Origin of the sequence: Microbacter sp. GSS18 (assembly GCA_029319145.1) — a bacterium.
Taxonomy (GTDB): Bacteria; Actinomycetota; Actinomycetes; order Actinomycetales; family Microbacteriaceae; genus Microbacterium.
Map to the genome: position 1 here is coordinate 1,374,001 of CP119753.1, position 14,500 is coordinate 1,388,500.

The window sequence follows — 14,500 nt, forward strand, 5'->3', positions numbered from 1 at the left end:
AATCAGGATCGCCCGCGGTCAGGGCAGGATCACCGGCAGCTCCGTGCCCGACATCTCAGCCCCGGGCGACTGGTGCACGCGCGCCGGCGGCACGTAGGCCTGCAGGCGCTCGATCAGCTCGTCGATGTCGTCCGAGACGACGAGCATGTCGGTGTAGCGGCGGTGGGTGAAGCCCCGGTCCCGCATGTTCGAGACGAACGCGATGAACGGGTCGTAGTACCCGTCGATGTTGAGGATGCCGCACGGCTTCTCGTGGATGCCCAACTGCGCCCACGTCCACTGCTCGGTGAGCTCCTCGAGCGTGCCGGGTCCTCCGGGCAGCGCGATGAAGGCGTCGGCCCGCTCGGACATGATCGTCTTGCGCTCGTGCATCGTGTCGACCACGATCAGCTCGGTCAGGTGGTGGTGCATCGCCTCGCGCTGCTGGAGCGCGTGCGGGATGACCCCCGTCACGGTGCCGCCGGCCGTCAGGGCCGCGTTGGCCGTCGTGCCCATGAGCCCGACGTGACCGCCGCCGTAGACCAGATGGATGCCGCGCTCGCCGATCGCGGTGCCGATGGCCGCCGCCTGCTCGACGTACACGGCGTCGAACCCCGGGGCCGAGCCGCAGAACACGGTCACGGTGTACTTCTCGGATGCGGACATTCGCGCCTCCCGCCTGCGCCCTCGGGATCGGGCGCACAGCCGGACGCTAACACCCGGCTGTTACCGCCCGGTTACCCGCGAACGACGGCCGGGGCACGCGGCACGTCGTCACGACCCGTCACACGTCGACCGTCTCGCCCAGCGTCGGCACGTTCGCGTCCCACCCGAGCTGCCACGAGACCTGCTGGCGAAGGGCGTCGGCGGCGGCGGGCTCGCCGTGCGTGAGGTACACGCGGCCGGGCGCCTGCGGGGCCGTCTGCATCCACGCCAGGATCTGGCGCCGGTCGGCATGGGCCGACAGCGAGCCGATGTCGTGCACCTCGGCGCGGATCGGGACGTTCTGCCCGAACATGCGCAGCACGCGCTCGCCCCGCTGCAGCGCGGCGCCGCGCGTGCCGCCCGCCTGGAACCCGGTCAGGATGATCGCGTTGTGGCGGTCTTCGCCGTACGCCATGAGGTGGTGCAGCACGCGACCGCCCTCGAGCATGCCGCTGGCCGAGATGATGATCATCGGCCCGCCCCGCAGGTTCAGCAGCTTGGATTCGTCGACGGTGCGCACGAGCGTGGGCAGCGCGTACATGCGCCGGAAGTCCTCGTCGCCGATGCGGTGCTCGTCGCGGTGGCGCTCGTAGATCTCCGCGGCGTTGACGGCCATGGGGCTGTTGAGGAAGACCGGGACGTCGGGGATGCGGTCGGCCGCGCGCAGCCGCGACAGCTGCAGCAGCAGCGACTCGGCGCGCCCCACCGCGAACGCGGGGATGATCACGACGCCGCCGTGCGTGCAGATCCGGTGGATGACCGCGGCGAGTTCCTCGGCGGGGTCGTCGTGGGAGTGGTCGCGGTCGCCGTAGGTCGACTCGCACACGAGGACGTCGGTCTCCTCGAGCGGGCGCGGCGCCTGCATGAGCGGATCGTCGGCGCGACCGAGGTCGCCGGTGAAGTGCAGGCGGCGGCCCTCGGCCTCGATCTGCAGCTGCGCCGCCCCCAGGATGTGACCGGCGGGCACGAACGTCACCCGCACCCCGTCGAGGTCGATCGTCTCGTCGAAGCCGTGGGGGTCGAACCGGCCTACGGCCGCTTCGGCGTCGTCGCGCGTGTACAGCGGCTGCGGGTCGGCGTGCTTCGAGCTGCCGCGCTTGCGGTGGAAGCTCGCCTCCTCCTCCATGAGGTAGCCGCTGTCGGGCAGGATCAGTCCGCTCAGCTCGGCCGTCCCGAGCGTCGCGTGGATCTTGCCCTCGTAGCCGTTCTTGACCAGCGCCGGCAGGTATCCGGTGTGGTCGAGGTGGGCGTGGGTGACCACGACGGCGTCGATCGAGGCCGGGTCGACGGGGAACGGCTCGCGGTTGCGGCGGCGCAGGGACTTGTAGCCCTGGAACAGCCCGCAATCGACGAGGATGCGGCGTCCCGCCGCCTCGATGAGGTAGCGGGATCCGGTGACGGTGTCCACGGCACCGTGGAAAGAAAGTCGCACAGTCATGTCGGGCGCCTCCGTTTTCACGATAGCCCCGGGCGGTCGCCGCGACCAGATGATCGGCCGACCCTACGATCGGGCATTGTGAGCGCCGCCGCCGTGCCAGTAGCGTGCTCGCGAGGAGGTGGTGCCATGGACGATGCCATCGGCTACCGCGAGGTCCTGACCGACGCCTTCGACCTGCCGCTGGGGTGCGGGCGGGCCTTCCGGCTGTTCACCGCGCGCGGCGAGCGGCTGTGGGTGACCGGCTGGGAGCCGCGCTTCTTCGTCGACGATGCCGACGACACCGCCGTGGGGACGGTGTTCCAGACACGGGATGCCGCCCGCCGCACGACGACATGGGTGGTCGTCGACGCCCATCCGCCGCTCGAGGTCCGCTACGCGCGCGTCGCCGACGGGCTCTCCAGCGGCACCGTCCACGTGACCCTCACCGAGCGGGCGACCGGGTGCACCGTCACCGTCACCTACGATCTGACCGCCACGAACGCCGAGGGCGCACGCCGGCTCGAGCGGTTCGCGGACGAGTACACCGAGTTCCTCGCCTCATGGCGCGACGAGATCGTGGAGTTCCTCGAACGCGAGCCCACCGCGCTCGACAGCCTCGTCGGCTGAGCCCGCGATCCGGTCGCCCAGGCGCGCAGACCGCTGCCCCGCCCGGGTGCTCACGGGCGGGGCAGCGGCGTTCGTGCGCCGGCTGTGGGCTCAGCCGTAGATGACCTGCGGCACCGACACCGACTTGAGGCCCTCGACACCGAACTCCAGACCGTAGCCCGAGCCCTTGACGCCGCCGAAGGGCACCAGCGGGTGCACGCCGCCGTGACCGTTGATCCAGACGGTGCCGGCCTCGATGCGCGATGCGATCACGGCGGCCTCGTCGCGGTCCGGCCCCCACACCGATGCCGCCAGACCCGTCTCGAGCGCGTTGGCGCGGGCGATGACATCCTCGACGTCGGAGTAGCGGATGACCGGCAGAGCGGGCCCGAACTGCTCCTCGTCGACGAGCGGGATCCCGTCGGTCACGTCCGCGACGAGCGTGACGGGGTAGAACAGCTCGCCGAGGTCGGTGGCGGGGGAGCCCCCGGCGACGACGCGGCCGCCGCGCGCCTTGGCGTCCTCGACCATGCCCGAGACGATGTCGAACTGCGCCTTGTTCTGGACGGGTCCGAGGATGCTCTCCTCTTCCAGCCCCACGCCCATCGGCACGGCCGCGGCGTAGCCGGCGAGCGCCTGCACGACGTCCTCGTAGATCGAGTCGTGGACATACAGGCGCTTGATGGCGGTGCACGTCTGACCGCTGTTGCCGAATGCGCCGAAGAAGATGCCCTCGGCGATCGCCGCCGGGTCGGAGCCCGGCAGCACGATCGCGGGGTCGTTGCCGCCGAGCTCGAGCGTCAGGCGCGCCAGGTTGCCCGCCGAGCTCTCGATGATCTTGCGTCCCGTCGCGGTCGAGCCGGTGAACATGACCTTGTCGACGTCGGGGTGAGAGGCCAGGACGGCGCCGACGTCGCGCCCGCCCGACACGCCGATCAGCACGTCCGGCGGGAGCACCTCGTTGATGACCGAGAGCAGTGCGAGGACGCTCAGCGGCGTGTACTCGCTGGGCTTGACCACGACCGTGTCGCCGACCCGCAGCGCGGGCGCGAACTGCCACACGCCGATCACGAGCGGCCAGTTCCACGGGCCGATCGCGGCAACGACGCCGACGGGACGGTAGTGCAGGACGGCCTTCGTCGTCCCGTCGTCGACGATCACCTCGGGTTCGAAGGGCGCCATGGCCGTCGCGCGCAGCCACGCGGAGCACGCGCCGACCTCGAAGCGCGCCCCCGGACCGTTCAACGGCTTGCCCTGCTCGCGCGAGAGCAGACGTGCGAGCGCCTCGGCGTTCGCGTCGATCGCATCGGCCGCCTTCAGCAGCAGCTCGACGCGCTTGGCCTCGCCGAGAGCGTCCCAGCCCGGCTGTGCGGCCTTCGCGCGCGCGATGGCCGCTTGGGCATCCGCCGCGGTCTCCTCCGGCGCGCGGCCGATGATCTCACGCGTCGCGGCATCCGGGATCTCGCGCCCGGTGCCTTCGGGAGCCTGGACGCGCTCGAGGAGTGCGCTCTCTTCGGTGAGGAGGGTGGTGTCGGACATCATCGTCTCTTTCCTGTGAGGGGTTGCGCGGCCCCGCCGATCGCGGCGTGCTCACGCCGCCGCGACACGGGCCGCTCCTTCAGAGTGAACTCTCGTTCACGCTCCATCGTCGCGAAAACGGTTCGAGTATCCCAGATCAGAGAGGGTCTGTCACGGTTCTTGTTAATGATAGTTCACGTCATGGTGGAGGGAGGCGGGAGCCCGGATACGCGCGAACGGCGGACGGCGCCTCCGCCCGTCGGGGTCGGAAGCGCCGCGAAGGCGGGCTCGGAGAGGCTCAGCCGGTGGCGAACCGCGCGGCCCATTGCCGAAGCTGGGCTGCCGGCACCGCGCCCACGACGCGATCGGCCTCGGCGCCGTCGCGGTACATCAGCAGGGTCGGGATGCCGGTGATCCCGTGCCGGCGCGAGACGCCCGGCGACTCGTCGGAGTTGACCTTGACCACCTTCAGCCGGCCCGCGAAATCGCGCGAGAGCTGCTCGACCACCGGCGAGATCATGCGGCATGGGCCGCACCACGGCGCCCACACGTCGATGAGCACGGGCAGCGTCGCCCGACCCACGACGTCGTCGAACGACGCGTCGTCTGCCGTCACGAGCCAGGGAAGGTCGGCATGGCACTTGGCGCACCGCACCTTGCCGGCGCGGGCGGCGGGCACACGGTTCTTGGCCCCGCAGCTGGGGCAGGCCACGACGGCAGCATCGGCGCTCACACGGACCTCCTCGATCGGCGCCATCCTAGGCGCTGCGCGGTCGCGACGCCCGGGTCGAAGGACCCTCGGCGGGCTCGCGCACCCCGTTGCCACGCCCGCATCGGGCTGATTCAATCGGCCGGTGGACACTCACACCGTTGTGAACCAGCCGCCGCCCCGCGTCGACGTCGACGAGTACGGCACGAACCCGGCCCTCGTCGACGGCGTCGCGCAGTACGACGCCGCGTGGGCGCATCATCATCTCCATCTCACCGGTCAGCGCGTGGGCTCGGCATCCTTCATCGCGGATGCCGCCCGGGCCAACCGGCGCGAACCGGTCCTGCGCACCCACGACCGCTACGGCCACCGCATCGACGAGGTCGACTACGACGAGAGCTACCACCGGATCATCGCGGCGGCCCTCAGCGACGGCGCCCACACGGCGGCCTTCGCCGATCCGCGACCCGGCGCCAACGTCGCACGCGCGGCGACCTTCATGCTCTACGCACAGGTGGAGCCGGGCCATGCCTGCCCGGTCTCGATGACGCACGCGGTCGTCCCGGTGCTGCAGGCGCACGACGACGTCGGCGCACCGTGGCTCGAGCGCGTGTTCAGCCGCAGCTACGACGGCAGGCTCGTGCCCGGCAAGCCCGGCGCGATCTTCGGCATGGCGATGACCGAGAAGCAGGGCGGCTCGGACGTGCGCGCGAACACCACCGCCGCGCGCTCGATCGGAGGCGGCCTGTACGTGCTCGACGGGCACAAATGGTTCTGCAGCGCTCCGATGTCGGATGCCTTCCTCGTGCTCGCCCAGGCGCCGGGCGGCCTCAGCTGCTTCCTCGTCCCGCGGCTGCTCGCAGACGGCGAGCGCAACCGCATCCGCATCATGCGACTGAAGGACAAGCTCGGCAATCGCGCGAACGCGTCCAGCGAGGTGGAATACGACGGCGCCGTCGGCACCCTTGTGGGCGAGGAGGGCCGGGGCGTGCGCACCATCATCGAGATGGTCGCCCGCACGCGCCTGGACTGCATCCTGGGCTCTGCCGCGGGCATGCGGCAGGCCACGGCCGAAGCGGCATGGCACACGCGCCACCGCAGCGCCTTCGGGTCGCTGCTCGCCGAGCAGCCGGCGATGCAGGAGGTGCTCGCCGATCTGCAGCTCGAGACCGAGGCGGCCACCGCCGCAGCGCTCCGCCTGGCGCGCGCGCACGACGACGATGCGGATGCCGGCGAGGTGGCGTTCCGCCGCCTGGCGACCGCCGTGACCAAGTACTGGGTCTGCAAGCGCGGTCCCGGTCACGCGTACGAAGCGCTGGAGTGCCTGGGCGGCAACGGCTACACCGAGGACTTCCCGCTCGCGATGCGCTACCGCGAGCAGCCCGTTCTGGCGGTGTGGGAGGGGTCGGGCAACGTCATCGCGCTCGACGTCCTGCGGGCGCTGTCACGCGAACCCGAGACGTGGGAGGCGTTCGACGCCGAAGTGGCCGCGGCCGCCGGGGTCGACGCAAGATTCGATGCGCGCCTGGCCGAGGTCCGCCGACAGGTCGGCGCGCTGGGGACGGATGCCGCGCCCGAGCGCCGCGCCCGAGGCCTCGTGTCGGCCCTCGCGGTGCTGCTGCAGGCATCGCTGCTGCTGCGAACCGCCCCACCCGCCGTGGCCGACGCCTTCGTCGCGTCGCGCCTGGGCGACGAGCCGTTCGGCGGGGCGCTGTTCGGAGCGCTCCCCGCAGGCGTCGACACCTGGGGCATCGTCGAGCGGATCTGACCGGGGCATCACAGGACGAACGGCCCTCGCCCCCCTCGCTCGGCGGGGACAGACTGGCGCCATGGCGCAGCGCAGCGAGGGTGAACCGAAGCGGTCACGGCGAATCGGTCGACGTGTCCGAGCGGTGATCGTGATCGCCGCCGCGGCGGTCGCGGTCGCGCTCGCCCTGCGCGCGGTCCGCGCACGGGCCCGCAGGCCGTCCTTCCCCGAACGCACCGGGGTCGGGCGCGACGGCATGGAGTACCTGGTCGTCGGCGACGGCCCGAAGACGGCGCTGATCATCCAGGGCGGCCCGGGCAGCGAACTGCCCACCGGGCCTTCCAAGCGGCTGGCGCTCGCCCGCTGCGCCCCGTACATCGAAGAGGGGTACACCGTCTGGAATGTCTCCCGCAGGCGGAACATGCCCGTCGGCCACACGATCGCCGATATGGCCGACGACTACGCCGCCTTCATCTCCGACGAACTGCCGAACGGCGTCGACCTGGTGATCGGTGTGTCGCTCGGGGGCATGATCGCGCAGCACCTCGCCGCGCGGCATCCGGGATCGGTGCGACGTGTCGCCCTCGCCCCCGCGGCGGGCGCGCTGCGACCCGGCTCGGTGGAGTTCGACCGCCGCTGGGCGGCCGCGCGCGCCGACGGCAGGTTCGACGACGCCGGTGCGATCTTCCTCGAACTGGTGATGCCCGGTCCCGAGCGTGCCGAGCTCCGTCAGGGGCTCGGACCACTGGCCGGACGGATGTTCGCGAAGTCGCCCGTACCGAAGGGCGACCTGCTCGTCGAAGCCGAAGCCGAGGCGGGCTTCGACGCGCGGGCCGTGCTGCCCTCGATCCAAGCACCCGTGCTCATCGTGTGCGGCGATCAGGACGAGTTCTTCCCGCCCGAGATCGTCGAGGAGACCGCCGAGCTCATCCCCGACTGCACGGTCGTCGTCTACGAGGGACAGCGCCATCTCGGCGCGGGAATGAGCCCCCGCGTGCCGCGGGATGTCATCGCGTGGCTGAAGGAGCATCCGGTCTGATCGCACGGGCTGTTCGCCGAGCGGCACGGTGATCGGCCCGTGGGACGAAGGGCCCGCGCACGGGTCGCCGCCGACGACGAGACTGGTGCCGTGCCCGGCGTCCCCGTCTACTACTACTCATCCAGCTCCGGTCTGACGCGACGCTTCGCGGAGCATCTGGCCGAGCGCGATGGCCGGGCGGTGTTCAACCTCGCCGATGCGGATGTGCGCCGCGCCGAGGTCGATGGACCGTGGGTGCTGCTGACGCCGTCGTACAAGGCAGGCAACGACAAGCAGGCGACGCTGCCCGCCGCGGTGAGGGTGTTCCTGCGCTCGCGGGCGAACCGCCGCCACATGATCGGCGTGATCGGGTCGGGGAACCGCAACTTCGGCGTCTTCTACCAGGCCGCCGCGCGCGAGCTCGCCGCGGCATCCGGTCGTCCGATCCTCTTCGAATTCGAGCTGTCGGGCACGCCCGAGGACGTCGAGCAGTGCGCCCGCATCCTCGCCGACCTCGACGCCGCCCTCGCGGCCAAGGCGTCGTGAGCGGAGGCGTGCGGGCCTCCGGGATCGGCTACCCCGCGTCGGGCTCGCCGTCGTAGTAGTCCACGCGATCGGTGTCGCGGAAGATCGTGGTCTCGCGGGTCGACGTGTAGGCCATCGTCTTGCCACTGTCGGGGTACCCGAGCACATCCGGGTCGGCCGTCGTGTCGAGATCGACGTACCGCAGCGGCTCGGAGCCGGTGTTGGTCATGCGATGAGAGCCGGCGGGCCCGGGCGGGAAGACCACGACCTCGCCGGGACCGACGTCGAACTCCCCCGCCGGCGTGCGCACACGTCCCGTTCCGGCGAGGATCACGTAGGCCTCGGTGATGCCTGCGTGCCAGTGGTACGGGAACGCCGATTTGCCGGGCGCGATCTCCATGAACGACACGTGAAGCTGCGACCCCGCCTTCGGCGTCACCTCGTGCTTGGCGAACACGAACCCGCCCCGCTCGACGCCCCGCGCTTCGAAGTCCTCCTGCGCACCGTGAACGACCTGATCGAACGTCATCGTCTCCTCCTCGCGTCGGTGACGCGATCCTACGGCGATCGCAGCCGATGCGGTGCCCTCCCCGAGAGCCGCGTGCGTAGACTGCGGGCGTGTCACGCACCGATGGCGACGCCCTGTCGCCCGCCGACGAGGTGAACCTGATGCTCGACGGCATCGGCGTGTACGTGCTGACCGTGGTGGGATGCGCCGGGATCGGGGGCTTCGTCCGCGGCCCGGACGATGTTGATCTCGATGCACTGCGACGGCACGTGGCGGACCGGACCGCCCGGCTGCCGCGTCTGCGCGGCACCCTCACGGGCACGTCGGGACGGCATCGCCTCGTCGATCGTGGTCTGCGCATCGCGGACCACGTCCGCGTCGAGGGTCCGGTCGACGGCTTGGCCGGTCTCCACAGCCTGTGCTCCCGGCTGTCGACCGAACCCCTTCCCTCGGGCCGCCCCCTGTGGGAGCTGCGGATCGTCCTCGGGGCGAATCCCACCGGCGTCGCGTGGGTGTTCCGCGTCCACCACGCGATCGCCGACGGGCGCATGGCCGCGCGTCTGATGGACACGCTCTTCGACGAGGAGCCGGATGCCGCGGCATCCGCTCCCCGCACGGCCTCGCACCGGGCCGCCCACCCGCCGACCCGTCGCGGGCCGGCCTTGCGTCAGCTGAGCACGCTGGTCCGCATGATGCCGCGCACGGACTTCGTGGGGCCGAGCGGCCCCGGGCGCGAGCTGCGCGTCATCGTCCTGCCACTCGCCGACGCGTCGCGCGCCTCGCGAGCCCTGGGGGCGTCGGTGAACGACGTGATCCTCGCCGCCGTGGGTGAAGGGGCGCGCGAGGCGTTCGCCGCGCTCGGAGAGGGTGTGCCCGACGTGCTCCCCGTCTCGGTCCCGGTGCTGCTTCCGGGCGACGACGACCGGACGAACCAGGTCGCCGCGTTCACGGCGCGGATCCCGCTGGACGACATCGGAACCGCCGAGCGGGCCCGCATGCTCGGCCCCCGGACGAAGGCGTGGGCCTCGGAGGTGCGCGACCGCCCGCTGCCGTGGTTCCTTCGGACCGCGGCGGGCGCGTGGATCATGCGGAACTACGTCGCGCGGCAGCGCGTCATCGCCGTACTGTCGACGAACGTGCGCGGCCCGGCACGCCGCCGGCGGCTGTGCGGAGCACCGATCGACGCGGTGTGGGCTCTGCCCGTGCTTGCCGGAACCGTTCGCGTGGGAGTGGCGGTCGTGTCGTACGCGGGGACCCTTCGGGTGTGCGTGCTGTGGACCGGGGCGATCGGCGCCGCGGGCGCTCGCATGGCCGAGCGGATGGAGTCGGCGCTGACCGACCTCATCCTCGAGGTGTGACCCCGGGAACCGTCGGGATTCTCCTGGCGGCCTGCTACGCGCCCTCCGCGGCGAGCGGAGCCTCCGGCGGCACGGTCCCGTGTCATCGTCGCGGGAAATGACGAGAGGGCCGGCCTTCCGGCCGACCCTCTCTTCGTTGTGTCGGGATGACAGGATTTGAACCTGCGACCCCTTGACCCCCAGTCAAGTGCGCTACCAAGCTGCGCCACATCCCGATGTCCCCGCCGGGGCGAAGACAACTCCCCTATCCTACCCGGTCCGGAGCATGGTCGCGAACCACGGCCGCCCCGGGCGCGCCTCCGTGTCACGAACCCCCGGCGCGTCCACGACGCCCTGTCCTTGCCGGGTGTCGGATGCCGCCGCTACGGTCGCGGCATGACGACCGTCACGATCGAGCCGGCCACCGCCGACCGGTGGGACGACGCCCAGCACGCGCTCACGGGCGGCGGCGACGGACGCAGCTGCCAGTGCCAGTGGTGGACGCTCACGAACGCGCGGTTCAACGCCTCGAGCGCCGAGCAGCGCCGCGCTCTCCTGCACGACGAGATCGACGCCGGCCCACCGCCGGGACTGATCGCCTACGTCGACGGCGAAGCCGCGGGCTGGGTGCGGGTCGGGCCCCGCACATCGCAGCCTCGGCTGGCGCGCACCCGGGCGTTCGCGTCGGTGTCGGACGAGCCGTGGGACGACGCGGATGTGTGGGCGATCACGTGCTTCGTGGTCCGCCGCGAGCACCGGGGGTCGCAGCTGATGGGACGGATGCTCGAGGCGGCTGTCGCCTTCGCCCGCGCCGGCGGTGCACGCGTGGTCGAGGGCTACCCGCTCGATCCGAAGGCCGGCCGCGCCCTCGGCTCCAACCAGCTGTTCACGGGCGTCGTATCCGCCTTCGCCGACGCCGGCTTCACGGAGGTCGGGCGCGACAGACCCCATCGCGCGGTCATGGCACTCGCGCTGCGCTGACGGGAGTCCTGCGGCGCGACCGTACGATGGAGCTGCGGAGCACCCGATCCGCCGACGATCCTCCCCGCCCGACACGAAGGAGTGCCGTGCACGCCCTGCCGACCTCACCCACGCGCACCGAGCCGCCCGCCGCGACGATGGCCGCCGGCTGGTGGTGGGGCTTCGTCCCGTACGCGTTCATCTCGCTCGTTCACGTCATCGCGCGTCTCATCGGCGACGACAGCATGGCCGACCCGTCGAAGCTGCTGCTGATGCCCGCGCTCATCGCCGCGGTCGTGTGGGCCCAGCGCGAGATCCGATGGGGCCTGCCTCAGGCCCTGCTGGTCACCGCGATCGGCCTGTCGTGGCTGGGCGACGGCGCCGGGGCGTTCTTTCCGTTCGCGCCGACGCTGCCCGTGATGCTGCTGTGCTTCGGGCTCGCCCACCTCGCCTACATCTGGCTGTTCGTCCGCCACGCGGCCGTGCGGCCCACCCCGGCGTGGACGGCCGTGTACGCCGCGTGGTGGATCGTCCTCGTCGCGGTGCTGTGGCCGAGCCTCGGCGGCCTCGCCGTCGCCGTCGCCGCGTACGGCATCGTGCTCGCCGGAACCGCGGTGACCTCGGCGCGCGCCGGCGTGCTCGCGGCCGTCGGCGGCGCGCTGTTCCTCGCGTCCGACACGATCCTGGCGTTCCTGCTGTTCATGCCCGACCTCATGCCGGCCGTCGCCGATGGGCTCGTCATGCTCACGTACTGCGCCGGGCAGGGCCTCATCGCTGCGGGGCTCCTGCGCAACGGGCTGAGCGGCCGGCGGCGAGGGAACGCGCCCGCGGCCGTCTGAGATCATGGCCTGATGACGGATGCCTCCACCCGCGTCGACGCGTGGCTGTGGGCCGTCCGCGTCTACAAGACCCGCTCGCTCGCGACGACCGCATGCCGTGCGGGGCATGTGCGGGTCAACGGCGAACGCGCGAAGGCCGCGCAGAAGGTGAAGCCCGGCGACGAGCTGCGCGTGCGCATCAACGGCTTCGACCGCATCCTCGTCGTCAAGGCACCGATCTCCAAGCGCGTCGGCGCCGCGCTGGCGGCGGACGCCGTCGACGATCGCACTCCTCCGCCGCCGCCGCGCGAGGAGACGCCCTTCGTCCCCATCCGCGATCGCGGTGCCGGCCGACCGACCAAGCGCGAGCGCCGGGAGATCGATCGGCTGCGCGGCCGGGACTGAATCCGACGCTCCGGCGACACCGCCCGCGACGCGCCGCCGGTCACGTCACGACGCCGGCAGGGCGGGATTCTCGATGTGCTGGGCGAAGTCGACGAGTCCGCGGCGCAGATCGAGCCAGATGTCGTCGACCGGTGCGGGCTCGCCGGCGTCCTGACGACGCGCCCATTCGTTGAACGCCTGGCGCGCCGCCGCTCCGAACACCTCGACCAGCACCCGCATGCGCACCGGGTCCGTCTGCGCTTCGGCCGACAGCGCCTCGGCCAGTTCGGATGCCTGGTCGGCATCGCGCCGGAGCGCCACGGCGAGGATCGCGGGCTCGGTGAAGATCACGTGCCGCACGCGGCGAGCACGGCGCCGACCCTCGGGGTCGGCTTCGAACGCGGCGAAGATCGCGCGCCATCCCTCCTCGACCGCGGCGGCGGGGGTTGCTCCGCCCCGCAGGGCGGCGAGTGCAGCTCGGACGAGGAGATCGCCTTCGGGATCGTCGAGGAAGACCGCGTGCTCCTTCGCCGGGAAGTAGCGGAAGAACGTCCGGGGCGAGATGCCGGCGGCGTGCGCGATGTCGTCGACGGTCGTCGCGCCGACGCCCTTGCGCTCGAACAGGGCGAGCGCCGCATCGGAGACCTCGCGCTGTGTCTCGAGCCGACGCCGCTCGCGCAGGCCCACGGGCTCGGGCTCGGCGTGCTCCGTCGTCACGGCATCCATGCTTCCACGTTACACGATCCGCCGATATGGCAGAGTGTGCCATAATTGCACACTGTGACCTTGGAGCAGACTGAACATCGCACGGACGCGCCGTCCGCCCCCGCCCCCGCCGCCCCGCGCACGGGGAGTGTGATCGCTCTGCTGGTGGCCTCGGCGTTCGTCGTCATCCTGAACGAGACGATCATGAGCGTCGCGCTGCCGAGCCTCATGGACGACCTCGACATCACGGCCAACACCGCGCAGTGGCTCACGACGGGGTTCATGCTCACGATGGCCGTCGTCATCCCGCTGACCGGATTCCTGCTGGCCCGGTTCCCGCTGCGGAACGTGTACTTCACCGCGATGACGCTCTTCGCCGCCGGCACGCTCATCGCCGCGCTCTCGCCCGGTTTCGCGATGCTGCTGGCCGGCCGCGTCGTGCAGGCCTCGGGCACGGCCATGATGATGCCGCTGCTGTTCACGACGGTGCTCACGCTCGTGCCCGCCGCGCACCGCGGCCGCATGATGGGGGTCATCACGATCGTCATCGCCGTCGCCCCCGCGATCGGACCGACCGTCTCGGGCCTCATCCTGTCGACGCTGGACTGGCGCTTCATGTTCTGGCTCGTGCTGCCGATCGCCCTGACCGCGCTTGCCCTCGGCGCGATCTGGGTGCGCAACGTCACAGAGACGCGTCCGGCGAAGCTGGACGTGCCGTCGGTGGTGCTGTCGGCCCTCGGCTTCGGCGCGCTGATCTTCGGACTCAGCTCGATCGGCGAGTCGGCATCGGGGCACGCGCCCGTGCCGGTGTGGATCCCGCTCGTCGTCGGCGGCGTGAGCCTGCTCGCGTTCGTGCTGCGCCAGCTGCGCCTGCAGAAGCGGGATGCCGCGCTGCTGGATCTGCGCACCTTTCGGTCGCGCACGTTCGCCCTGGCCACCGTGCTCGTCGCCGTGGTGTTCGGCGCCCTGTTCGGCACGCTCGTGATGCTGCCCATCTACCTGCAGCAGGTGCGGGGCCTCGACACGCTCGCGGTGGGTCTGATGCTGCTCCCCGGCGGCGTCCTCATGGGGGTGCTCGGCCCCATCGTCGGTTCGCTGTTCGACCGGTTCGGCCCGACGCCCCTCGTCATCCCCGGCATGACCGTGACCGCCGGCTCGCTGTGGATCATGTCGGCGCTCGGCGAGACGACGCCTTTGGCCTGGGTGGTGGGCGCGCATCTGGCCCTGAACCTCGGCCTCGGCTTCGTGTTCACGCCGCTGATGACCTCGGCGCTGGGCTCCCTCCCCCGTCGCCTCTACCCGCACGGCAGCGCCACCGTCGGCACGATCCAGCAGCTGGCCGGCGCCGCAGGAACCGCCCTGTTCGTCACGCTGATGTCCGTGCAGGCCGCCGACTCCCTCGCATCCGGCGCCGGCGCGGTGACGGCCACGGCCGACGGCGTCCACCACGCCTTCGTCATCGGCGCGATCATCACGTCGGCCGCCGTGCTCGTCGCCCTGCTCGTGCGGCGTCCTGCCGAGCCGGTCGAGGGCGACGCCCTTCCCATCGCGGCGCACTGAGCGC

At 71.7% G+C, this 14,500-nt stretch carries 15 protein-coding genes and 1 tRNA gene; 9 read left to right on the forward strand and 7 right to left on the reverse strand.

Annotation, left to right across the window (positions count from 1 at the left end; all coding sequences use genetic code 11):
* Window positions 1-18: 18 nt before the first annotated feature.
* Together P0L94_06490 and P0L94_06495 are read right to left on the reverse strand one after the other, a co-directional pair.
* Window positions 19-645, reverse strand: coding sequence for a TIGR00730 family Rossman fold protein (locus P0L94_06490; protein ID WES65716.1), 627 nt, complete (start codon window positions 643-645; stop codon window positions 19-21).
* 118 nt (window positions 646-763) lie between these two features.
* Window positions 764-2,122 carry an MBL fold metallo-hydrolase gene (locus tag P0L94_06495; protein ID WES65717.1) on the reverse strand — a complete coding sequence of 453 codons (1,359 nt, stop codon included), beginning with the start codon at window positions 2,120-2,122 and terminating at the stop codon, window positions 764-766.
* 126 nt (window positions 2,123-2,248) lie between these two features.
* Between P0L94_06495 and P0L94_06500 the strand changes: the two genes are divergently transcribed.
* Window positions 2,249-2,728 (forward strand): hypothetical protein, encoded by a 480-nt coding sequence (locus P0L94_06500; GenBank protein ID WES65718.1) that lies wholly within the window; start codon window positions 2,249-2,251, stop codon window positions 2,726-2,728.
* A gap of 90 nt (window positions 2,729-2,818) precedes the next feature.
* On the opposite strand, the gene P0L94_06505 is transcribed toward P0L94_06500, so the two are convergent.
* Both P0L94_06505 and trxA read right to left on the reverse strand, forming a co-directional pair.
* The gene (locus P0L94_06505; GenBank protein WES65719.1) at window positions 2,819-4,246 is read right to left on the reverse strand and encodes an aldehyde dehydrogenase family protein; all 1,428 of its coding nucleotides are present in this window, start codon (window positions 4,244-4,246) and stop codon (window positions 2,819-2,821) included.
* Window positions 4,247-4,523: 277 nt separating this feature from the next.
* Window positions 4,524-4,958 carry a thioredoxin gene (gene trxA / locus P0L94_06510; GenBank protein WES65720.1) on the reverse strand — a complete coding sequence of 145 codons (435 nt, stop codon included), beginning with the start codon at window positions 4,956-4,958 and terminating at the stop codon, window positions 4,524-4,526.
* 121 nt (window positions 4,959-5,079) lie between these two features.
* On the opposite strand from trxA, the gene P0L94_06515 reads away from it, so the two are divergent.
* The 3 genes from P0L94_06515 (at window position 5,080) to nrdI (ending at window position 8,245) form a co-directional block, all read left to right on the forward strand.
* Window positions 5,080-6,702 (forward strand): acyl-CoA dehydrogenase family protein, encoded by a 1,623-nt coding sequence (locus P0L94_06515; GenBank protein ID WES65721.1) that lies wholly within the window; start codon window positions 5,080-5,082, stop codon window positions 6,700-6,702.
* A gap of 61 nt (window positions 6,703-6,763) precedes the next feature.
* A complete protein-coding gene (locus P0L94_06520) occupies window positions 6,764-7,720 on the forward strand; it encodes an alpha/beta hydrolase (protein WES65722.1) in 957 nt (318 codons plus the stop codon).
* 90 nt (window positions 7,721-7,810) lie between these two features.
* Entirely contained in the window at window positions 7,811-8,245 is a 435-nt protein-coding gene (gene nrdI / locus P0L94_06525) for a class Ib ribonucleoside-diphosphate reductase assembly flavoprotein NrdI (protein ID WES65723.1), read from the forward strand.
* A 28-nt stretch (window positions 8,246-8,273) separates the two neighbouring features.
* Here the strand turns inward: nrdI and P0L94_06530 are convergent, their stop codons facing one another.
* On the reverse strand, window positions 8,274-8,753 hold the full coding sequence (locus P0L94_06530; protein WES65724.1) for a cupin domain-containing protein: 480 nt from the start codon (window positions 8,751-8,753) through the stop codon (window positions 8,274-8,276).
* A gap of 89 nt (window positions 8,754-8,842) precedes the next feature.
* Here P0L94_06530 and P0L94_06535 point away from each other — a divergent pair, with 89 nt between their 5' ends.
* Window positions 8,843-10,090, forward strand: coding sequence for a wax ester/triacylglycerol synthase family O-acyltransferase (locus tag P0L94_06535; GenBank protein ID WES65725.1), 1,248 nt, complete (start codon window positions 8,843-8,845; stop codon window positions 10,088-10,090).
* Window positions 10,091-10,231: 141 nt separating this feature from the next.
* On the opposite strand, the gene P0L94_06540 is transcribed toward P0L94_06535, so the two are convergent.
* A tRNA-Pro gene (locus P0L94_06540) sits at window positions 10,232-10,305 on the reverse strand.
* A gap of 160 nt (window positions 10,306-10,465) precedes the next feature.
* On the opposite strand from P0L94_06540, the gene P0L94_06545 reads away from it, so the two are divergent.
* The 3 genes from P0L94_06545 to P0L94_06555 all read left to right on the forward strand — a co-directional run bounded on the left by P0L94_06545 (window position 10,466) and on the right by P0L94_06555 (window position 12,252).
* Window positions 10,466-11,050 (forward strand): GNAT family N-acetyltransferase, encoded by a 585-nt coding sequence (locus tag P0L94_06545; GenBank protein WES65726.1) that lies wholly within the window; start codon window positions 10,466-10,468, stop codon window positions 11,048-11,050.
* An 86-nt stretch (window positions 11,051-11,136) separates the two neighbouring features.
* Window positions 11,137-11,868: a lysoplasmalogenase gene (locus tag P0L94_06550; protein WES65727.1), complete on the forward strand. Its 732-nt coding sequence runs from the start codon at window positions 11,137-11,139 to the stop codon at window positions 11,866-11,868.
* Window positions 11,869-11,880: 12 nt separating this feature from the next.
* Complete coding sequence (locus P0L94_06555) at window positions 11,881-12,252, forward strand: S4 domain-containing protein (GenBank protein WES65728.1); 372 nt, start codon at window positions 11,881-11,883, stop codon at window positions 12,250-12,252.
* 45 nt (window positions 12,253-12,297) lie between these two features.
* Here P0L94_06555 and P0L94_06560 read toward each other — a convergent pair whose 3' ends face one another.
* A complete protein-coding gene (locus P0L94_06560; GenBank protein WES65729.1) occupies window positions 12,298-12,957 on the reverse strand; it encodes a TetR family transcriptional regulator in 660 nt (219 codons plus the stop codon).
* Between the two features lie 60 nt (window positions 12,958-13,017).
* On the opposite strand from P0L94_06560, the gene P0L94_06565 reads away from it, so the two are divergent.
* Window positions 13,018-14,496 (forward strand): MDR family MFS transporter, encoded by a 1,479-nt coding sequence (locus tag P0L94_06565; protein ID WES65730.1) that lies wholly within the window; start codon window positions 13,018-13,020, stop codon window positions 14,494-14,496.
* Window positions 14,497-14,500: the final 4 nt, after the last annotated feature.